This is a genomic window from Micromonospora sp. NPDC048930 (assembly GCF_043197935.1).
Taxonomy (GTDB): domain Bacteria; phylum Actinomycetota; class Actinomycetes; order Mycobacteriales; family Micromonosporaceae; genus Micromonospora.
Genome location: NZ_JBICUB010000002.1, coordinates 720,491 through 738,930, shown reverse-complemented (window position 1 = coordinate 738,930; position 18,440 = coordinate 720,491). Strand labels below are relative to the sequence as shown.

General features: G+C 73.9%; 20 protein-coding genes and 1 tRNA gene. 7 read left to right on the top strand and 14 right to left on the bottom strand.

Annotated features, from left to right (window positions below; translation table 11 throughout):
* Positions 1 to 86: 86 nt before the first annotated feature.
* A complete protein-coding gene (locus ACGFI9_RS08910) occupies positions 87 to 884 on the top strand; it encodes an SAM-dependent methyltransferase (protein WP_393176544.1) in 798 nt (265 codons plus the stop codon).
* 142 nt (positions 885 to 1,026) lie between these two features.
* The gene (locus tag ACGFI9_RS08905) at positions 1,027 to 2,112 is read left to right on the top strand and encodes a hypothetical protein (protein ID WP_393176542.1); all 1,086 of its coding nucleotides are present in this window, start codon (positions 1,027 to 1,029) and stop codon (positions 2,110 to 2,112) included.
* Positions 2,113 to 2,194: 82 nt separating this feature from the next.
* Here ACGFI9_RS08905 and ACGFI9_RS08900 read toward each other — a convergent pair whose 3' ends face one another.
* The 4 genes from ACGFI9_RS08900 to ACGFI9_RS08885 all read right to left on the bottom strand — a co-directional run bounded on the left by ACGFI9_RS08900 (position 2,195) and on the right by ACGFI9_RS08885 (position 6,188).
* On the bottom strand, positions 2,195 to 2,545 hold the full coding sequence (locus ACGFI9_RS08900) for a DoxX family protein (protein WP_393176540.1): 351 nt from the start codon (positions 2,543 to 2,545) through the stop codon (positions 2,195 to 2,197).
* Positions 2,546 to 2,645: 100 nt separating this feature from the next.
* Positions 2,646 to 4,286 (bottom strand): tetratricopeptide repeat protein, encoded by a 1,641-nt coding sequence (locus tag ACGFI9_RS08895; RefSeq protein WP_393176538.1) that lies wholly within the window; start codon positions 4,284 to 4,286, stop codon positions 2,646 to 2,648.
* Between the two features lie 71 nt (positions 4,287 to 4,357).
* Entirely contained in the window at positions 4,358 to 5,890 is a 1,533-nt protein-coding gene (locus ACGFI9_RS08890) for an LPXTG cell wall anchor domain-containing protein (RefSeq protein ID WP_393176536.1), read from the bottom strand.
* A 226-nt stretch (positions 5,891 to 6,116) separates the two neighbouring features.
* Positions 6,117 to 6,188, bottom strand: a tRNA-Lys gene (locus ACGFI9_RS08885).
* A 177-nt stretch (positions 6,189 to 6,365) separates the two neighbouring features.
* Here ACGFI9_RS08885 and ACGFI9_RS08880 point away from each other — a divergent pair.
* Positions 6,366 to 6,665, top strand: a complete 300-nt coding sequence (locus tag ACGFI9_RS08880; RefSeq protein WP_393176534.1) for a hypothetical protein — start codon at positions 6,366 to 6,368, stop codon at positions 6,663 to 6,665.
* A 44-nt stretch (positions 6,666 to 6,709) separates the two neighbouring features.
* Positions 6,710 to 7,792, top strand: a complete 1,083-nt coding sequence (locus ACGFI9_RS08875; RefSeq protein ID WP_393176532.1) for an NAD-dependent epimerase/dehydratase family protein — start codon at positions 6,710 to 6,712, stop codon at positions 7,790 to 7,792.
* A gap of 97 nt (positions 7,793 to 7,889) precedes the next feature.
* On the opposite strand, the gene ACGFI9_RS08870 is transcribed toward ACGFI9_RS08875, so the two are convergent.
* The 4 genes from ACGFI9_RS08870 to ACGFI9_RS08855 all read right to left on the bottom strand — a co-directional run bounded on the left by ACGFI9_RS08870 (position 7,890) and on the right by ACGFI9_RS08855 (position 11,433).
* Positions 7,890 to 8,639 (bottom strand): ZIP family metal transporter, encoded by a 750-nt coding sequence (locus ACGFI9_RS08870; RefSeq protein ID WP_393176530.1) that lies wholly within the window; start codon positions 8,637 to 8,639, stop codon positions 7,890 to 7,892.
* A 39-nt stretch (positions 8,640 to 8,678) separates the two neighbouring features.
* A complete protein-coding gene (gene eis, locus ACGFI9_RS08865) occupies positions 8,679 to 9,878 on the bottom strand; it encodes an enhanced intracellular survival protein Eis (RefSeq protein ID WP_393176528.1) in 1,200 nt (399 codons plus the stop codon).
* Between the two features lie 196 nt (positions 9,879 to 10,074).
* Positions 10,075 to 10,794 (bottom strand): PP2C family protein-serine/threonine phosphatase, encoded by a 720-nt coding sequence (locus ACGFI9_RS08860; protein ID WP_393176526.1) that lies wholly within the window; start codon positions 10,792 to 10,794, stop codon positions 10,075 to 10,077.
* Between the two features lie 90 nt (positions 10,795 to 10,884).
* Entirely contained in the window at positions 10,885 to 11,433 is a 549-nt protein-coding gene (locus tag ACGFI9_RS08855) for a helix-turn-helix domain-containing protein (RefSeq protein ID WP_393176524.1), read from the bottom strand.
* A gap of 59 nt (positions 11,434 to 11,492) precedes the next feature.
* On the opposite strand from ACGFI9_RS08855, the gene ACGFI9_RS08850 reads away from it, so the two are divergent.
* Positions 11,493 to 12,698 (top strand): benzoate/H(+) symporter BenE family transporter, encoded by a 1,206-nt coding sequence (locus tag ACGFI9_RS08850; RefSeq protein ID WP_393176522.1) that lies wholly within the window; start codon positions 11,493 to 11,495, stop codon positions 12,696 to 12,698.
* Here the strand turns inward: ACGFI9_RS08850 and ACGFI9_RS08845 are convergent, their stop codons facing one another.
* The 5 genes from ACGFI9_RS08845 to ACGFI9_RS08825 form a co-directional block, all read right to left on the bottom strand.
* On the bottom strand, positions 12,699 to 12,974 hold the full coding sequence (locus tag ACGFI9_RS08845; protein ID WP_393176520.1) for a hypothetical protein: 276 nt from the start codon (positions 12,972 to 12,974) through the stop codon (positions 12,699 to 12,701).
* An 87-nt stretch (positions 12,975 to 13,061) separates the two neighbouring features.
* A complete protein-coding gene (locus tag ACGFI9_RS08840; protein WP_393176518.1) occupies positions 13,062 to 13,439 on the bottom strand; it encodes a hypothetical protein in 378 nt (125 codons plus the stop codon).
* Positions 13,440 to 13,468: 29 nt separating this feature from the next.
* Positions 13,469 to 13,717 carry a hypothetical protein gene (locus tag ACGFI9_RS08835; RefSeq protein WP_393176516.1) on the bottom strand — a complete coding sequence of 83 codons (249 nt, stop codon included), beginning with the start codon at positions 13,715 to 13,717 and terminating at the stop codon, positions 13,469 to 13,471.
* A gap of 79 nt (positions 13,718 to 13,796) precedes the next feature.
* Positions 13,797 to 14,267: a large conductance mechanosensitive channel protein MscL gene (gene mscL / locus ACGFI9_RS08830; RefSeq protein WP_393176514.1), complete on the bottom strand. Its 471-nt coding sequence runs from the start codon at positions 14,265 to 14,267 to the stop codon at positions 13,797 to 13,799.
* Between the two features lie 39 nt (positions 14,268 to 14,306).
* Positions 14,307 to 14,990 (bottom strand): FadR/GntR family transcriptional regulator, encoded by a 684-nt coding sequence (locus ACGFI9_RS08825; RefSeq protein ID WP_393176512.1) that lies wholly within the window; start codon positions 14,988 to 14,990, stop codon positions 14,307 to 14,309.
* 49 nt (positions 14,991 to 15,039) lie between these two features.
* Here ACGFI9_RS08825 and ACGFI9_RS08820 point away from each other — a divergent pair, with 49 nt between their 5' ends.
* Positions 15,040 to 16,353 (top strand): MFS transporter, encoded by a 1,314-nt coding sequence (locus ACGFI9_RS08820; RefSeq protein WP_393176510.1) that lies wholly within the window; start codon positions 15,040 to 15,042, stop codon positions 16,351 to 16,353.
* 10 nt (positions 16,354 to 16,363) lie between these two features.
* Here the strand turns inward: ACGFI9_RS08820 and ACGFI9_RS08815 are convergent, their stop codons facing one another.
* Positions 16,364 to 16,720: an STAS domain-containing protein gene (locus ACGFI9_RS08815; RefSeq protein WP_393176508.1), complete on the bottom strand. Its 357-nt coding sequence runs from the start codon at positions 16,718 to 16,720 to the stop codon at positions 16,364 to 16,366.
* 167 nt (positions 16,721 to 16,887) lie between these two features.
* Between ACGFI9_RS08815 and ACGFI9_RS08810 the strand changes: the two genes are divergently transcribed.
* Complete coding sequence (locus ACGFI9_RS08810) at positions 16,888 to 18,426, top strand: SpoIIE family protein phosphatase (protein WP_393176683.1); 1,539 nt, start codon at positions 16,888 to 16,890, stop codon at positions 18,424 to 18,426.
* Positions 18,427 to 18,440: the final 14 nt, after the last annotated feature.

Genomic DNA, 18,440 nt, shown 5'->3' with positions numbered 1-18,440 from the left:
CGTCGTACCAGGGTGAGCGGCGAGCGCTGCCGGATCAAGGACACAGCGGGTCAGCGGTGTGTCGCAGAGGGTGCTACACATCAGGCGTGACCGGTAAGCCGACGACCACCCCGAGCGAGGCCGAGTCCCGGCCGAACGTCGCCCGGATGTACGACTACTACCTGGGCGGCTGCCACAACTTCGCCGCCGACCGGGCCGCCGCCGAGCAGATTCTGGCGATCTTCCCGGACACCGGAGTGGCCGCGCAGACCAACCGCGCCTTCCTCCGCCGGGCCGTCCGGTACGCGGCCGAGCAGGGCGTACGCCAGTTCCTCGACATCGGGGCGGGACTGCCCACCCAGGGCAACGTGCACGAGGTCGTCCGGCCCCTCGCCCCCGCCGCCCGGGTGGTCTATGTGGACAACGACGAGGTCGCCGTCGCGTACGCCCGGCGGCTGCTGCCGGTCGACGGCCGCACCGTCGTGGTCCGCGGCGACCTGCGCCGCCCGGAGGAGCTGCTGGCCGACCCGGACGTGCGCGCCAACATCGACTTCACCGAGCCGGTGGCGGTGCTGCTGGTGGCCGTCCTGCACTTCGTACCCGACAGCGACGACCCGTACGCGGCGGTCGCCCGGCTGCGCGACGCCACCGCGCCGGGCAGCATGCTCGCGCTGTCCCACCTGACCATGGACGGCGCCCCGCCGGTCCCCACCCAGCAGGGGCGGGAGATCTACCAGCGCAGCAGCGCGCCGCTGATCCCCCGCACGCACGCCGCCACAGCGCGCTTCTTCGAGGGGTACGAGCTGCTCGACCCCGGCCTGGTCTGGCTGGCCGACTGGCGGCCAGACGGCGAGCCCCACGCGGCGGTGTCGCACGGCTACGGCGGGCTCGGCCTGCGCCCTTGATCTCGGTCGGGCCCCGGTGCCCACCCGCCGGGCCCCTCGTGGACGGCGGCGCCGGTCCTGCAGGGGCGCCCAGCCGAGGCGGAGGGGCGCTGCCCCTCTACGGGGTCACACGTGGACCGCCCGAGTTGTTACGCTCCCCGCCATGTTTTCCGGCGACGCGGATGCCGACCTGCGGCAGATGGCCGACGATCCCACCTTCCCGCATCGGGACGCGGCACGGCACGCGATGCGGTTCCGCTCATCCGGTGACGTGGCGGAGCTGGTCGCCGTACACGACGACCCGCACCCGTGCGGGATGACCGACGCGGTGTTCGCCCTGGCGGGATCGAAGCGGCCCTGGCTCAACTGGGTGCCGATGCCGAGCGAGGCGATCACCAACGTGGCCAACGAGATCGGTGGCCGCCGGGCGCAGGGCGAGCAGCTGGAAGTCTCCGAGCTCGGGCTGTCGGCCGCGGAGCCGGCCAGCGCGGTCACCGCGTTCCGCCGGGTCGCCGGGCCGGTCCGGATCGGCATCGCCGAGTTCCCGCCGCCCGACATCCGCACGCCCGTACGGTCGGGCCGGCACGTGGTCTGGCGGTACGACGGCACCGAGCCGGTGCCCACCGTGCCGGCGCCGTCGGACGCGGCGGTCCGGCTGCTCCGCGAGGTCGCCGGGGAGCCCTGGGCGTCGCCGCTCTCCGGGTACGTGAAGGCCGCCCCCCTCGGTGAGCTGCCCCTGGCCGACCTGCTCGGGCTGCTCGTCCACCTGCCTGGTCCGCCGGACACTCCGCGCTGGCAGCACCTGGCGAAGTCGACGCCGACGTACTGGTACCGACTCATGCAGCCGTGGGTGTGCCTCGGCATCCTGCACCACGCCAAGGACCAGCCGTGGCCGACCTCCACCCGGCGCGAGGTGCTGGTGGACCTCGCCTTCGGCGTCGAGGACTGGGTCGCCGACGCGGCCCTGTTCGCGCTCGTCACCGCCGCCTACCGGGAACCCGAGCTGCGGGCGGAGGTCCGCCAGCTCGTCCGGGCCCGGCTCGACGCGGCCGTGGCGGCGAACCGGCTGGTCACCATCGAGGAGTCGCTGGCGAAGCTGATGCTGGTCACGCCCGGCTGCCGCGCGGACGACCGGGCGCTGGCGACGGCCGTGCTGTCCCGCGCCGACGAGGACGACGAGGACGAGCAGGAGGAGCAGCCGGCGCCGGCGCCGGCCGCGAAGCGCCGCTGGTGGCAGCGGCGCGGCTGACGCCCGCGCCGACCTGCCGGCGATCAACGCTTCGGCGAGTTGGCCGTCCGGTTCGATTTCTGGCGGCGACTGCCGCCACGGATCACCAGTGGTAGGCCAGGTTCACGGCCAGTGCGGCCACCGCGGTGGAGAAGAACACGGCCCAGCCCACGAGCTGGCGGGAACCGACTCGCAGGTGCGCAAAGAGCGCGCCGAGGAAGTACAGCACGAGGCCGGCGGCGGCGAGCGTTCCCAGCAGTGGTACGGCGAACCCGGCCAGCAGCCCCAACGAGCCGGCCGCCAGCAACATGCCCAGCACCGGCACCCACGAGCGTGGCAGGCGCTTCATGTCCGCCTGAGCCTTGGGATAGTCGTGGCCGCTCAGGTAGGTGACGGCGGCGATGCCGGTGAAGACCGAGGCAAGGATGGTGACCGTGACGTAAGCGGCGAACATGAGCCCTCTTCTGTGGTTGGTTGCGCCGAGGACGAGCCAGCCCGGTGGGATGTGACGCGCTGGCTCACCGCCCTCAGGCCGAGGCGTCGATACAGGGCCGCTAACGGTGATGTGAGGAGCCCTGGCGTGAGCTGCGGGCGAGGCGGGCGAGGCCACGGGCGCCGGCGTAGAGCAACCAACCCAGCCAGGCCACCAGGCCCGCACCGGTGGCCAGGACCGCCGGCACAGCGACAATCTCCGGCAGCGGCATCGCGGAGGACGGTAGGGCCGCGGCCAACACGATGGCGACCAGCTCTGCCAGCGCGGCCAGGGTCAGCGGGACGAGCAGCATCCCGAGCGCGGCGTTCTGCCGGCCGGGGCGGAGGATGAGCCGCCGCCGCGACCACGCGCCATAACCGAGGAACCCGGCCAGCGCGACGGTGCCGACGATCGCCCGGCTCGGCCACGACGCCGGCGGATCGACGCTCAGCAGGATCGGCACCACCGCGAACAACGCTCCGGCACGGACCAGGCGCATCGCCCACCGGCCCGCGTACGACGCCTCGCGCTGCTCGGCCAGCAGGTCGCTGGCCGGCGGTTGCGCGAACGCGGCGGCGGCCAGCCCCGAGGCGCCTGCCGGCCGAACCCCCGCCGACGAAGCATCCGCCGGGGACGTGCCCCGCCCGTAGGAGGATCCGGGCGCGGGGGGCGGCGGGCCGGCGACCTTGCGGTCGACGGTGAAGACCGCCGCCCCGCTGACGATCAGCGCCACGAAGTGCGCCACCATCATGACCACCATGGTGGCCGACGGCGGCCGGTCCGGATCCTGGCGCAGCGCGGTGATGAACAGGCCGGCCCCGCTGAGCGCGCACAGTGCCAACCCGAACAGCCGCACGCGGGCCCGGATGTCCGTACGGACCACGTGTTCGGCGTATGCCCGCGCGCCCGGGGTGAGGGCGCGCCAGGCCCGGGCGGCCCACAGCGACCACAGCGCGGGCGGCAGCAGCACCAGCAGCCACACCCACGGAAGCATGGCGAACATGCCGATGAAGCCGGCCGTCCAGACCGACATCATCGCCCAACCACCGAAGCCGCCGATGACCACCCGATCCAGTTCGGCACGGGCGGCATGGTTGGCCGGTTCCGCGGCCAGCACCGCGCTGACATGCCCGGCGGCGGCCGCCAGCCGCCCTCGGGTGGCGGCGATGTGACCGAGGCCGGTGAGCGCTGCCGTGTGCTCCGGGTCGAGGGCCAGCGCACGGCGGTACGACCGGTTGGCGAACAGGTCCCAGCCGATCGAGTGGAACATGAGCGCCCGGATGTAGTGCGGGCCGGCCGACTCCGGAGCCAGACCCACAGCCCGCTTGATCGTCCGGAACGCGTGCCGCGGCTGCCCAAGGTTGAGCGAGGCGAGCGCCAGCGCGGCGTACCCGCGCCAGTCCTCGGGCGCGAGACGGACCGTCTCCAGCGCGCTGGCTCGTGCCGCCGTCGGGTCTTCCACGCCGATCAGGGCGAACGCGAGCAGCAGGTGGCCCTCGTGCTGTCCGGGCGCGACCGCCACGGCCCGCGCCGCCGCGTCCCGCATGGCGGCGAACTCGTCCTCCGCCTCGTACGCGCGGGCCAACACATACAGCGCCTCGACGTTGTCCGGATCGCCGGCCAGCACGTCCGCGATCTCCCGCCGGGCGGCCTCGATCCGGCCGACCTCCAGCAGTGCGCCGGCTCGCGCCACACCGGCGTCGGACGCCGCGTGGCTCGTCATCGGCGCACGCTAGGGCCAGGAGGGCCCAACTCGGGGTGGGCGGGCGGTGGTCGGCTGGGCACCGGAGTGGATCAGGCGACGAAGCGGGTCTTGCGGCGGCGGGCGACCAGGTAGCCCACGGTGCCGGCGACGAGCAGCAGCCCGCCGACGGCGGTGATCAGTCCGGTCGGGGCACCGGTGATCGGCAGTGTCGGGCCGTCGTCACCGCCGCCCTGACCGCCGTCTCCGCCCCCGTTGCGGGTCGGGTTGATGATGATCTTCGCCGAGTCGTTCTGCGCCTTCGGGTCACCGTCCAGCTTCACGGCGAAGGTGCCGGTGGCGTCCGGCACCACCTCGTCGATGCGGAGCGCGAACACGTACGGGTGCTCACCGCCTACCGCGATCTCGCTGGCGAGGCAGGCGTACTCCCTGGCTCCCGGCTCGGCCCACTCGGCGTTTTCCGGATCCCACTCCTCGCCCGGCACGTACGGGACACAGTCGCCGGATGCCTCGACGGCGGTGGTGCCCTGCGGGATGGTGATCCGGACCGGCAGCTTCTCGATCTGGATTTCGAGCGCAGCGGGACCGAAGTTGGTGAAGCTCGGCAGTACGGTGACCACGTCACCCTTCTTGCCGCTGGCGGTGGCGCCCTTGGCCGCCAGATCCGCCGGGTTGTCGCCGGTCACGTGGATCGTCGCCAGGGTGAAGTTGTTCGTGCGGTCCACGTCGGTCTGCTGGGCCTTCGCCTTCGCCCCGGTCTGCTCGAGCAGGCGGAGTTCGCCACCGTGACCCGGCTCAAGGCCGGGAATCGGCCAGTCCCGGTAGATGAGCGTCCAGTCGTCCTTGGTCCACCAGTCGAGGGTGACCGGGAGCCCGGCGCCGGTGCGGGCCTGATCGGTCACCACGAGCGGAAGGTCCTCGGACAGCTGGTAGGACTTGTTCGCCTCCAGCTGCGTGTCGAAGGTGCAGACGGCGTTGAGGCCGTTGAGCGACGCGCAGTTGGAGTAATCGCCGGCGTACTTGACGAGCCAGCTGGCCTGCAGCATGAGGACCACTCCGTTGACCGTGGTCGCACTGCCGTTGTGTACCACGCCGGGTAGGTCCACCCGGCTGCGCGGGGCACCGCTGATCTCGACCGCCTCGTCGCTCACCAGGTCGGCACCCTCGGCGATCGTGATGCGGGCCGTCCCGGTGGCGGAGACGCCGCCGGACGTGACCGTGACCGTGAGATCACCCTGCTGACCGGGGGTCGCGTCGTCCTTGCCGGTGAGCGTGTAGTCGAACCGGGGGTACTGGCGCTCCGGGATGTCGATCTCGCAGTGCAGCTTGCTCGACGACGCCTCGCAGGCCCAGCCGTCGGGCATCGGCTCGACGGTGGCGAAATCCTCGACCTCGGACAGGTCGACGTCGAGCGTGGTCCTGCCGAATTTCCACTGATCCTCGTCGTCCCTGGTGGGCGGCGCCATGAGCCATCCGTGGGTCGAGTGGCCGGGGGCGACGAGCTGGTTCGGCGCGCCGACGGTGAAGGGAGGGGTGTCGGCGATCGCCGGGGCGGGGGAGGCCGCGACGAGCACGCCTGCGACGCTCAGACCGGTGAGCCAACGCCGGGTGGAGTGCTTGAGCATGGGGATCCTCCCGCGAGCGCGCCTAGAGGTGGTCAACGGATCGTAAGGAGTCGTTGAAACTCGCCGCTGCCCCTGCTTGCCTCCGACGGCCAACTTCGACCGAACGGCTGACCCAGATCGACACGAGCTCTGCCGGGGCCGGAACGACCGTGCCTGCCGACCGAGGCCGACGCGGGTGACGCTGACGGCGGCGGCCCCCGTTCGGGGCCGCTGACCTGCGTAGAAGTGGGCCGCCAGGGACTCGAACCCTGAACCTATGGATTAAAAGTCCACAGCTCTGCCATTGAGCTAGCGGCCCGTCCGCCCAGGCTACCGGAACCCGCCCGCCCGAGGCTTCCGGCTTCCCGCCGCGTCGATCTTCGAGCCGGCGGACGGCACGCCGGCGAGGTGGCGGCATCCCACCGTTGGTGATACCGCCACCTCGGCGACCTGGCCCACCGGGCATGGGCCGGCCAACGCGGGGAACCGGGTGCGTATGAGGTTGAGCAGCACGCCGGCGGTGGCCGCGTCGAGTGAGGTGGCGGGCGCCGACGGGGTACGCCGGCCCGGCGGTGAGGTGCACGCCTGGCTGCCGGGGCAGAATCAGACGGTCTGCGGGCTGCCGCTGAGTCGTACCCGGCTGCGTCGGTTCCCGCACGTGCCGTTCGACTACTCGGCCACCGACCAGCTCACCGAGGCCGACCCGGAGGGGTACGTCTGCCCGCGCTGCCTGGCCGCCACGCAGGGCCGCCGCCAGGGCGAGAAGAGCTGGGTCCGCACCAACCCCCGTCCGTGACGGGTCCGGGGGTTGGTGTCCGCTTCAACGGGTACGGCAGCGGCATGCGCATCGTGATCGTGGGGGCCAGCGGCAACGTGGGTACGGCCCTGCTGCGCCGGTTGCGGCGGGAGTCCGGGGCGGAGCTGGTCGGGGTGGCGCGCCGCGTGCCCGGGCCGGACGCGGGCGAGCCGTACGACGGGGTGGAGTGGCGGGCGTGCGATGTCGGCGCGCCCGACGCGGCGGAGCAGCTTGCCGCGATCTTCGCCGGGGCGCGGGCGGTGATGCACCTGGCCTGGCAGATCCAGCCCAGTCACGACCGGCGCACCCTCTGGCGGACCAACGTCGGCGGCAGCCGCGCGGTGATCGAGGCCGTCGTCCGGGCCGGCGTCCCCGCCCTGGTGTACGCGTCGTCGGTGGGCACGTACGCGCCCGGCCCGAAGGACCACCCGGTCAGCGAGCGCTGGCCGGCGACCGGGGTGCCCGGGTCCTCGTACAGCCGGGACAAGGCGGAGGTGGAGAGGCTGCTCGACACGGTCGAGCGGGAGCACCCGGGGCTGCGGGTGGTCCGGCTGCGGCCGGGGCTGATCTTCCAACGGGACGCCGGCACCGAGATCAGCCGCTACTTCCTCGGCCCGCTGGTCCCGGTGCGGCTGCTCCGGTACGGCCGGATCCCGCTGGTGCCGACCAACCCGCGCCTCCGGCTGCAGGCGGTGCACGCCGAGGACGTGGCCGACGCGTACGCGAAGGCGGTCCTGGGGGAGGCGCGCGGCGCCTTCAACGTCGCCGCGGACCCGGTGCTGACGCCGGAGCTGGTGGCCCGCCACTTCCACGGCTGGACGGTGCCGGTGGCGATCCCGGTGCTGCGCGCGGCGGCGGCGCTGACCTGGCGCGCCCGGCTGCAACCGGTCGACGCGGGCTGGGTCGACCTGGCGTTGAACGCCCCCCTGCTGTCCAGTGAGCGCGCCGAGTCCGAGCTGAACTGGCGCCCGCGGATCGACGCGGTGACCGCCCTCAAGGACCTCTTCGCCGGCATGTCCCACCGCACCGGCACCGACGCCCCACCCCTGTCCGCCGACCCCACCCTCCCCGGCCGCCCCCGCGCCCTCCTCCACTCCCGCCTCCCCGGCCACCCCAACCCCTACTGACCAGCTCCCAGGGGCGGTGATCAAGGAGTTTGCGTCGGAGTTGATCTCCCTGGAGACGCAAACTCCTTGATCAACGCCGCGTGGGGAGGGGGAGGGGTCAGGTGTGGGAGAGGGCGAAGGCGGTGAGGAAGCCGAGGACGGTGATCAGGCCGACCAGCAGGTGGGCGTCCTCGAACGCCTCCGGGACCATGGTGTCGGTGATCATCGCGAGGATCGCTCCGGCCGCCACCGCGGTGATGGTGGCCAGCACCCCGGGCGGGGCGCCGCCGAGCAGCGTGTACCCGGCCAGCGCCGACGCGCCACTGACCAGTGCGATCGTCGCCCAGAGCAGGAAGACGTACCGCCTGGTGCGGCCGGCCTGACGCATGCCGGCGGCGCTGGACAGGCCCTCCGGGACGTTGCTGAGGAACACCGCGATCACCGTGACCAGGCTGACCGCCCCGCCGGCCAGCAGGCTCGCGCCGATCACCACCGACTCCGGTACGCCGTCCAGCAGCGCACCCACCGCGATGGCGTTGCCCGAGCCGGGTTGCTCCTGTTCGGACGGCTGCTCGTCGCCGGACCGCTTGCGGTGCCGGGCGCCCCGGCGGGCCAGCAGGATGTTCGCCCCGGTGTACGCCAGCGCCCCGGCCGCCGCCCCGATCGCGACCGGCGCCAGCCCGGCCTGCTCGTGTGCCTCGGCGATCAGCTCGAACGACACGGCGGAGAGCAGCACCCCCGCGCCGAACGCCATCACCGACGCGATGACCCGGCGCGGCACCCGCGCGAAGTACCCGGCGACCGCCCCGATCAGCAGGGCGGCGCCGGCCAGCAGCCCCCAGAGACCCGCTTCCAACCACTCCGGCACGGGCAGGACCCTACCCCTGCCGGAAAGGCGGAAACGGAGTCAGAAGTCGGCGAAGAGGTACGGCAGCTCGCGCGGGAAGAGCCGGCGCAGCTCGGCCGCCGCGTCCGCCGGCACCTCGCCGAGCCCTCTGACGACGACGTCGGCCGGGTCGAGCACCCCGTACGCCAGGCCGGAGAGCCCGGCGGCGGTGAGCGTCGCGGTCGGGACGTGACCCACGGCGGCGCTGTCGCCCGGCAGCAGCTCCAGCTTCCCGGTGGCCCCGTCGAGCAGGTGGCTGCCGGCCAGCCAGCGGTCGCCGACCAGCTCGACGCGGACCCGGCCGGCCCCGGTCGGCAGGTCGGCGAGCGCGTCCAGGCTCAGCAGCCGGGCCATCGGGGCGGGCGACCCGGGCCGGGACACCCGGGCCTCGACGTGCACCGCGAGGTCGGTGAGCCACAGCTCGGGCAGCTCGTCGGCGGGGAGTTCGACGCTGATCCGCTCCACCTGGTCGACGTGCCGGGCGAAGAACTGCAACAGCGACGCCCGGGCGTACGGGTCGTCGGCGAGCAGGTCGTCGGCGTGCAGCGTGCCGCCGTGGTCGTCGATCCGGTAGGTGACCGCGCCGACCGTCGCGCCGTCGCGGACGGCGGTGAGCAGCCAGCGGTCGTCCCGGTCCCGCAGGCCGACCGCGCGGAAGTCGGGGAAGATCGCGAACCCGTGCCGCTCGCGCAGGCAGCGCTCGGTGTACGCGCGCCACGTCGGGTAGCCGGCACCGATCCGCTCCCACACCACCTCGCCGGGCAGGTCGGCGCGGAGCAGCGGGGCCAGGTCGGCCGGGGAGAGGACCGCGGTACGCCGGCGGGGCAGCCCGACGTACCCGAAGCGCTCGTAGAAGGAGGCGCGGAACGGGTAGAGCGCGGTCAGTGCGTGCCCCTCGTCGCGCATCTCGTCGAGGAGTTGGTGCAGCAGGTTGCGGACGTGGCCGCGCCGGCGGGCCAGCGGGTGGGTCGCCACCCCGGCCACGCCGGCCATCTCCAGTACGGCGCCACGCAGGTTCTGCCGCATGGGGATCGCCGTGGCGGCGGCCGTGGCGCTGCCCTCCTCCTCGACGACCAGCGTCCGGTTGCCCACGTTGTACGGCAGGTACTCGCGGAACTCCTCGAGCCGGGACGGCCCCATCGGCGACGCCTCGAAGGCGTACGCCTGGAGCGGGAAGCTGTGGGTCAGTCGTTCTTCGGCGGCCAACCGGCGGATGAGCATCAGTCCATCCCAACGTGGCCCGGGCAGCCGCGCAACCGGAATCGGCGGTCAGGTCACCGGCAGGTGCCGGACGTGCCGGCGGCGGCGCAGCCGGGCGGTGGACGCGCCCGCGACCGCGAGGACCAGCAGGGCGGTCACGGCGACGGCGTGCGCCGCTCCCCGGGCCAGGTAGCCGTCGTCGGTGTGGTCGGCCGGGTCAGGCGGCGGTGACGTCGGAGACGACGACGGTGACGTTGTCCGGCGCGCCGGCCTGGTGGGCGAGCTTCACCAACTGCTCGCCGCAGTGCTGCCGGTCGGAGTACGTGGCCAGCGCCGAGGCGATCGCCGGATCCTCCACGTAGTCGGAGAGGCCGTCGCTGCACAGCAGCAGCCGGTCGCCGGGGAACACGGTGAGCACGCCGATGGCCGGCGGCGCGTCCGAGCCCTGCACGGCCCGGGTGACCAGGGAACGCTGCGGGTGGTGGCGGGCCTGTTCGGGGGAGAGCGCGCCCTGGTCGACCAGCGCCTGCACGAAGGTGTCGTCCCGGGTGAGCTGGGTCAGCTCGTTGTCCCGCAGGAGGTAGCAGCGGGAGTCGCCGACCTGGGCGAGGACCAGGGTGTCGCCGGCGAGCAGGCCGGCGGTCAGCGTCGTACCCATGCCGTCGCGGGCCGGGTCCACGGTGATGGCGGCGCGGATCCGCTGGTTGGCGGTGCTCACCACGGCGCGTAGCGCGTCGGCGGCCTCGTCGGGGACGGTCGGCGGGGTCAGCTCGTCCAGGATCCGGATGACGATCTCGCTCGCCACCTCGCCGGCGGGAAGGCCGCCCATGCCGTCGGCCACCGCCACGAGGCGGTCACCGGCGAGGGCGGAGTCCTCGTTGTTGGTCCGGACGAGGCCGACGTCGTTGAGGATTGCCGAGCGGAGGATCAGCGTCATGGGGTCAAGCTTGCCAAGAAGACACCATTCTCGTCTCTACACACCGGGTATGCCCGAGGAAGATCCGCGTGTCCCCACCGTCCATCGTGGTCAGTGACGGGGGTAGCGGAGCAGCAGGCTCGCCCGGACCGGCTCGTCGCCGACCGCGGCGTAACTGTGCGGCACGTCCGAGGTCCAGCGCAGGTACTCGCCCGGGCCGGCGGTCATCGGGGCGTCCACCGGCCCGGCGCGCAGCACGCCGGAGAAGACGGTGACGTGCTCGGTGACCCCGGCCTGGTGCGCGGGGGAGAGCTGCGGCGGGCCGGGGCTGACCCGCATCCGGTACAGCTCGTACGTCGCGTCGGTGTCGGTGAAGACCTCCAGCAGGGTGGCGCCCACCGCCGCGCCGCGTACGGTCGGTGTCCCGGCCGGGCCGGAGAGGACGGCGGTGAGCGGTACGCCGAGCTGCGCGGTGACCGCGTACAGGGTCTCCAGGGTCGGGTTGCGGGTGCCGTTCTCCAGCCCGGAGAGGGTGGCCTTCCCGACGCCGGCCAGCCGGGCCAGCGTGGAGAGGGACAGGCCCCGCTCCTCCCGGAGGGCGCGGATCCGCCGGCCGACCTCTTCCGCACCGTGGTCACCGGCTGGTGGGGCTGCTGCCATGGGAGCTATGGTGCTACACCGTGCTGTTCCGTAAACGGAACAGCGGACGGAGGTGTGGCATGGCCGGTCGACTCCAACCCGTGCTGGCCGGCGTGGTCACCGCCCTGGTCGGCTTCGCCAGCTCGTTCACGGTCGTCCTCGCCGGGCTGCGCGCGGTCGGCGCGGACCAGGCGCAGGCGGCCTCCGGCCTGCTCGCGCTCTGCGTCGCCACCGGCTGCTGCGCCGTCTGGCTCGGGCTGCGGCACCGGCTGCCCCTCGCCATCGCCTGGTCCACCCCGGGCGCCGCGCTGCTCGTGGCCACCGGCCCCGTGCCCGGCGGCTGGCCGGCGGCGGTCGGCGCCTTCCTCCTCACCGGCCTGCTGATCGCCGCCGCCGGACTCGTCCCGGCGCTCGGCCGGGCGGTCGCCGCGATCCCCGGCCCGATCGCCAGCGCCATGCTCGCCGGGGTGCTGCTGCCGCTCTGCACCGCGCCCGTCCGGGCGCTGGTCGAGGTGCCCCGGCTGGCCGGGCCCGTGGTGCTCGCCTGGCTGGTGCTGCACCGCTTCGCGCGCCGCTGGGCCGTACCGGGGGCGCTGGCCGTGGCGGCGGTGGCCATCGCGCTCACCGCGTCCGCCCCGGCCCGGACCCACCTCGCGCCGACCCTGGCGCTGACCGCGCCGGCCTGGACCGTGCCCGCGGTGGTCGGGCTCGCGCTGCCGCTCTTCCTGGTCACCATGGCCGCGCAGAACGTGCCCGGGACGGCCGTGCTCGCCGGCTACGGCTACCGGGCCCCGCTCGGCTCCGCGCTCCGGGTGACCGGGCTCGCCACCGCGCTCGGCGCGCCGGCCGGCGGGCACGCGGTGAACCTCGCCGCGATCACCGCCGCGCTGGCCGCCGGCCCGGACGCCCACCCCGACCCGGAGCGGCGCTGGATCGCCTCCGTCACCGCCGGGATCGGCATGGCGCTGCTCGGCCTCGGTGCCGGCGTGGCGACCGCCCTGGTGCTGCTCTCCCCGCCGATCCTGGTCGAGGCGGTGGCCGGGCTCGCGCTGCTCGGGGCGCTGGCCGGGGCGGTCGCGTCGGCGGTCGCCGAGCCGGACGCCCGGGAGGCCGCGGTGGTCACCTTCGTGGTCACCGCCTCCGGGGTGAGCCTGCTCGGCGTCGGCGGGGCGTTCTGGGGACTGGTCGCCGGCTGGCTGATGCTCCTGCTCTTCCGCCGCCGCCCCGCGCCGCCCGCCATGGACGAGCCGGAGGCGGAGGTGGTCACCCCGGCGCGGGTCGGCTGATCAGGGGGTCCCCGCCGCCTCGACGCCGATCTCCATGAGCCGCAGGCGTACGCCGGCGACGTTCTTCTCGACCATCTGCTTCAGGGCACGGGCGTGGTCGAGCGTGTCGAGGACCACCAGCGCGTGCGTGAGCCCCGGGTCGTCGCCGTCCGCGCCCCACCAGCCGCGAATGAAGCCGGGGCTCCGTCGGGTCACCTCGGCCATGTGCGCGAACTGGGCGGCCCGCGCCGCCACGTCGGCGGGTGCGCCGCCCTGCTCCCCGATCACCATCCACATGGCGTCCACGTTAGGAGTTCCACCGCCGGCGCCGCCCGATCCTGGACGGTTTTTCCGGAGCCCTCCAGGATCGGACCTCAGCCCGGCTCACTCCTCCTCGGGCAGCTCGGCGGCGGGGACGTCGAGGCGTACCCCCTCGGCGGTGACGGCGGCGATCCGGTCGGCCAGCACGTAGACCGCGCCGGTGCGGGCCCGGTCGCTGGAGACCTTCAGGTAGCCGCTGTGCCGCAGCCGGGCGGCCAGGTCCGCGGGGACGTCCGGCTCCTCGACCGCCGTCGACTCGATCAGCTCGTCCAGGCTGCTGCCCGGGTCGACCGGGGCGGGGGCCTGCACGGTCACCGCCGTCGGGTCGCCGCGCTGGACGAGATCCACCGTGCCCACCTCGGTGCCGGTGGAGTCGACCACCCGCATGCCGGTGGTGACCCGGGAGATGGTCCCCTGCTGCTGCGTACCGCGCTGGCTCATGCAGGCGCGGTTCCCGGACCGCCGCCGCGCTAAACGGGTGGGGCCCAGCCGCCGGGCGGACGGGGGGAGAGCTCGCGCCAGCTGTCCGTACCCTCCAGCAACGCCCGGACCGTCTCCTCGGCCTCCTCCGGGCTGCCGTACTCGTAGAACCGGGAGACCCCCTCGGCGCCGCCGGCGCGCTGCTCGACGTGCCAGCGGTCGCCGTCCACCCGGAGGAAGACATCCCGCCGGGCCAGCCGCCCCCATTTCCCGTTCCACCAGTGCCTGCGCTGCTCCATGGCCGGACTCTATCGAACATGTGTTCGACATGAGCCGGCCCCCACGGGATTCCCATGGGGGCCGGTGTGCGGGGGTCCGTCAGCGCTGCGCGGGCGGCTCCGGCCGGCGGCCCAGCACGTCGTCCAGCGCGCCCCGCTGGGCCGGCGTGGCCTGGTTGCCGGCGAGCAGCGCGTCCCGGATCTCGGTGAGCAGCTTGATCTCCTCGCTGGGGGCCTTCGGCGGCGGCTCCTCGCCGCGCCGGCGCCGCTCGGCGAGCCTGTTCATCGGGTAGACGACCAGGAAGTACAGCGCCGCCGCGGTGAGCAGGAAGGTGATCGCGGCGTTGATGAAGGCCACCCAGTCGAACGGGATGCCCCGGAACGTCGGCGTCGAGCCGCTGATCCCGTTCTTGTGGCCCGTGATCAACACGATGAACACCCGGACCAGCGGTTCCAGGAACGACTTGGTGAGCTGGGTGACCACGCCGGTGAACGCGGCACCGATGACGACGCCGACCGCCAGGTCGACCACGTTGCCGCGCATGATGAAGTCTTTGAAGCCCTTGAGCATCCGCACTCCCGTGCTGTCCGGTTCTCCGTCCGGGAGACCCTATGCCCGGGAGGGGGCCTCGAGGAAAGCGCCGGCCTCGATCGCCGCCCGCGCCGGGTCGCCGGCCCGGATCGCCTCGACCAGCCGGCCGTGGTCGACGTACCGCTCGGGCTCCAGTGCGTCGCCCATCGCCTGGGCGACGGTGCTGCGCAGCGCGGCGCCGACCGAGGCGTACAGCTCGGCGAGCATGGCGTTGTGCGCGGCGGCCACCACGGCGCTGTGCAGCGCGGCGTCCGCCTCGACGAACTCGTCCACCCGGCCGGACCGCCAGGCGGCCTCCCGGACGGCGAGCGCGCCGTCGAGCGCCGCGAGGTCCGCAGGTGTACGCCGCAGCGCGGCGAGCCGGGCCGCCTCCACCTCGAAGGCGCGCCGCACCTCGATCACCTCGGCCATCCGGTCGTCGGTGAGCCGTCGGGCCACCACCGGGGCCAGCTCGTCGGTGGAGACCACGTAGGTCCCGGAGCCCTGACGGCACTCCAGCACCCCGGCGTGCACCAGCGCGCGGACCGCCTCGCGGACCGTGTTCCGCCCCACGCCGAGCGCGGCGACGAGCTGCGGCTCGGTGGGAATCCGCGCGCCCACCGGCCACTCGCCGCCGAGGATCCGGGCCCTGAGCTGCTCGATCGTCTGGCGGACCCGGTGGCCGCGCGGGGGCACGACGACGGAATCGGCGGCGGGTGTCACCGGTTACAACTCCTGCCGAAATTCATCCCATGATTGTAGGTTGGAAGCCATGACCCCGCCAGCCGCCTCCGCCGAGGCCCCCGCCGCCGAGCGGGCCACCGTCACCGACGCGCCGACCACCGACGTGACACCCGGACCGGCCCCGGAGGCGGTCGCGCCCCCGCGCCTGGTCGGCCCGGCACGGGGCGGTGCGCTGGTGCTGGTCGGCATGCTGCTGGTCGCGCTGAACCTGCGCGCCGCGGTGACCAGCCTCGGCGCGCTGCTCGACGAGGTACGGGCTGGTCTGGGGCTCTCCGGCACGATGGCCGGCTTCGTCACCACGCTGCCCACCATCGCCTTCGCCGGGCTCGGCGCGCTCACCCCGTGGCTGGTCCGCCGCTGGCCAGCCGCCCGGGTGCTGGTGCTGGCGATGCTCGCCCTCACCGTCGGCCAGGTGCTCCGGGTGGTCACCGACTCGGCGGCGGTCTTCGTGCTCACCAGCGCGCTCGCCCTGGCCGGCATCGCGGTGGCGAACATCCTGCTGCCGATGCTGGTCAAGCAGCACTTCCCGCACCGCACCGGGTTGGTCACCGGGGCGTACACGATGGCGCTCACCACGGGCACGACGGTGGCCGCGGCCTCGGCGGTGCCGGTGGCGCACGCCTTCGGCTCCTGGCGGGCCGGGCTCGGGGTGTGGGCCGGGATGGCCGCGCTGGCCGTACTCCCGTGGGTGCCGCTGGCGCTGCGGGCCCGCGCGGCCCGGCGGACGGCGACCCCGACCGTGGCCACGGCCACCCCGACCCGGGTACGGCCCGCGCGGACCCGGCTCGGCTGGGCCATGGCGACCTACTTCGGGGCCCAGTCGCTCAGCGGGTACGCGATCATGGGCTGGCTCGCGCAGCTCTTCCGGGACGCCGGTTACTCCCCCGAGAACGCCGGCCTGCTGCTCGCCGGGGTGACCGCGCTCGGCGTGCCGGTGGCGTTGGTCATGCCGGCGCTGGCCGGCCGGCTGCGTACGCTGCGGCCGCTGGTGCTCGCGCTGACCGTGTTCTCCACAGCCTCGTACCTCGGCCTGGCGGTCGCGCCGTACGGCCCGGCGCCGCTCTGGGTGCTGCTGCTCGCCCTCGGCCAGGGCGCGTTCCCGCTGATCCTGACCACGATCGGGCTGCGTGCCCGGACCGCCGAGGGCACGGTGGCGCTCTCCGCCTTCGCGCAGAGCACCGGGTACGTCATCGCGGCGCTCGGTCCGCTGCTGGTCGGCATCCTCTACGAGGCGACCGGGGGCTGGACCGCGCCGATCGGCTTCCTGCTGGTGGCCCTCGCCGTGCAGACGACGGCGGGCCTGGTGATCGCCCGTCCCCGGCACATCGAGGACGAGTGCTGAGGAGGAACGGTCAGGAGGAGGCCGGCGTGGGGTCACCCGCGACGGCCTGCTCCACCGTCGGGTAGGTGTGCAGCACCTCGACCAGACCGCTGACCTCGAGGATGCGCAGGACGCCGCGCTGCGGGGCGGCCAGCCGGACCACACCGCCGGCCTCGTCGCAGCTGTTCTTGGCACGGACGAAGACCGACAGCCCGGTCGAGTCGCAGAACGACAGGTCCGTTAGGTCGAAGACCAGACGGTTGCGCCCCTTGTCCAGCAGATCAGTGATCTGGTCCTGCAGTTGCGGTGCCGTCGCCATGTCCAGCTCGCCCGCGACCGACACGACGACCACGTCGCCGCGCTGTTCCGTGTGCACCGTCAGGGACATTCGCCGACCTCCTGTGTTCCGTGGAACGGTATCCCACGAAGCGGGGGGTACGCAGAACCGGAGCCCCCACGAGTGCCGATGATCATTCCATTGCTGCATAGCAAGTAAGTCGCCGACCTCCGGTGATAGAGTCCGCCCGTCCAGAGGTCAGGGAGGTCACCGTGGCGTTGAGCGGCGGCGCGGCGACCGTGCTCGTGGTCGACGACAGTCGTACCAAGCGGTACCTGCTGGTGAGCTGGCTGACCCGGGCCGGCTTCAAGACCATCGAGGCGGAGAACGGCGCCGAGGCGCTGGCCCTGGTGGAGAACGACCACATCGACCTGGTGGTGCTCGACGTCCGGCTGCCCGACATGAGCGGCTTCGAGGTCTGCGAGCGGATCAAGGAAGCCCACCCGGTGACGCCGGTCATCCACGTCTCGGCGCACGCGGTCGACGTCGGGGATCGGGCCCAGGGGCTGACCCGGGGCGCGGACGCGTACCTGGCCGAGCCGATCGAGCCGGAGGAACTGGTCGCCACCGCGCACGCGGTGCTCCGTTATTACCAGGCCCGGCGGCGGGCGGAGCTGCTCGCCGAGCGGCTGGCCGCGCTGGCCGACGCCACCGTGCAGATGCACGCCGCCGCGAACGTCGTCCGGCTGCTGGAGGCGGCCGCGGCCGGCGCCGCCCGGATCTTCCGGAGCCCGGCGGCGGTGATCGCCGAGACCTTCGACGGGGACTACCTGGCCGCGGCGGCCGCCGGGCCGGACGCGCCGGCGAGGGTGACGCCGTGGACGGTGGACGGCACCGGGGCGCCGATCGGGGCCACCGTCCGGGTCGACGAGCCGGGCAACTGGCGGCTGGTCGACTGGCCGGAGGGGGACACGGTCACGGTGGCCGCCGCCCGGCTGCGCGAGGACCGGGCCCCGCTCTACGTGGTGGTGCCGACCGCCACCCAGACCGTCCGCACCCCGGTGCTGGTGCAGCTCGCCCAGGCGGTCGCCTCGGCGGTGGAGGCGCAGCGGTCGTTCGACCAGGAGCACCGGATCGCGGTCACCCTCCAGCGCAGCCTGCTGCCCCGCCGGCTGCCCGAGGTCGCCGGGCTCGACCTGGCCGTCCGGTACGAGCCGGCGAGCGCCCAGACCGAGGTCGGCGGCGACTTCTACGAGCTGGTGATGCTCGACGGGCGCCTGCTCGTGGCGGTCGGCGACGTGGCCGGCCACTCGCTGCACGCCGCCACCGTGATGGCCGAGCTGCGGCACGCGGTGCGGGCGTACGCGGTGGAGGGGCACCAGCCCGGGGTGATCCTGGACCGGGTCAACGAGCTGATGCGCACCCTCCTCCCCAACGAGCAGGCCACCCTCTGCCTGCTGCTGCTGCACCCCGGCAGCGGTCTGGTCCGGCTGGCCAGCGCGGGCCACCTGCCGGCCCTGATCAGCCGCGACGGGCGGGTGGAGTTCGTGCAGCACGCCGCCCCGCTGCTCGGGGTGCGCGCTCCCCGACCGCCCGACCTGGAGTTCGTGCTGCCGGCCGGCGCCACGCTGGTCCTCTACACCGACGGGCTGATCGAACGCCGGGACACCACCATCGACGACGGGCTGGCCGCGTTGAGCGCGGTCGCCACCCGGGTGGACGACGACCTGGACCAGTTCTGCCAGCGGCTCCTGGTCGAGCTGGCGCCGCCCGAGATCCACGACGACGTCGCGGTGGTCGCCGTCCGCCGCCGCTGAGCCCGGACGCGGCG

Excerpts from the sequence above, each read along its gene's own strand:
- ACGFI9_RS08840 (WP_393176518.1), bottom strand. The coding sequence starts at position 13,439 with ATGAGCCAGCGCGGTACGCAGCAGCAGGGGACCATCTCCCGGGTCACC.
- mscL (WP_393176514.1), bottom strand. The coding sequence starts at position 14,267 with ATGCTCAAGGGCTTCAAAGACTTCATCATGCGCGGCAACGTGGTCGAC.
- ACGFI9_RS08845 (WP_393176520.1), bottom strand. The coding sequence starts at position 12,974 with ATGTGGATGGTGATCGGGGAGCAGGGCGGCGCACCCGCCGACGTGGCG.
- ACGFI9_RS08890 (WP_393176536.1), bottom strand. The coding sequence starts at position 5,890 with ATGCTCAAGCACTCCACCCGGCGTTGGCTCACCGGTCTGAGCGTCGCA.
- eis (WP_393176528.1), bottom strand. The coding sequence starts at position 9,878 with ATGCTCATCCGCCGGTTGGCCGCCGAAGAACGACTGACCCACAGCTTC.
- ACGFI9_RS08860 (WP_393176526.1), bottom strand. The coding sequence starts at position 10,794 with ATGACGCTGATCCTCCGCTCGGCAATCCTCAACGACGTCGGCCTCGTC.
- ACGFI9_RS08875 (WP_393176532.1), top strand. The coding sequence starts at position 6,710 with ATGCGCATCGTGATCGTGGGGGCCAGCGGCAACGTGGGTACGGCCCTG.
- ACGFI9_RS08905 (WP_393176542.1), top strand. The coding sequence starts at position 1,027 with ATGTTTTCCGGCGACGCGGATGCCGACCTGCGGCAGATGGCCGACGAT.
- ACGFI9_RS08880 (WP_393176534.1), top strand. The coding sequence starts at position 6,366 with ATGAGGTTGAGCAGCACGCCGGCGGTGGCCGCGTCGAGTGAGGTGGCG.
- ACGFI9_RS08895 (WP_393176538.1), bottom strand. The coding sequence starts at position 4,286 with ATGACGAGCCACGCGGCGTCCGACGCCGGTGTGGCGCGAGCCGGCGCA.
- ACGFI9_RS08835 (WP_393176516.1), bottom strand. The coding sequence starts at position 13,717 with ATGGAGCAGCGCAGGCACTGGTGGAACGGGAAATGGGGGCGGCTGGCC.
- ACGFI9_RS08850 (WP_393176522.1), top strand. The coding sequence starts at position 11,493 with ATGGCCGGTCGACTCCAACCCGTGCTGGCCGGCGTGGTCACCGCCCTG.
- ACGFI9_RS08855 (WP_393176524.1), bottom strand. The coding sequence starts at position 11,433 with ATGGCAGCAGCCCCACCAGCCGGTGACCACGGTGCGGAAGAGGTCGGC.
- ACGFI9_RS08900 (WP_393176540.1), bottom strand. The coding sequence starts at position 2,545 with ATGTTCGCCGCTTACGTCACGGTCACCATCCTTGCCTCGGTCTTCACC.
- ACGFI9_RS08815 (WP_393176508.1), bottom strand. The coding sequence starts at position 16,720 with ATGTCCCTGACGGTGCACACGGAACAGCGCGGCGACGTGGTCGTCGTG.
- ACGFI9_RS08820 (WP_393176510.1), top strand. The coding sequence starts at position 15,040 with ATGACCCCGCCAGCCGCCTCCGCCGAGGCCCCCGCCGCCGAGCGGGCC.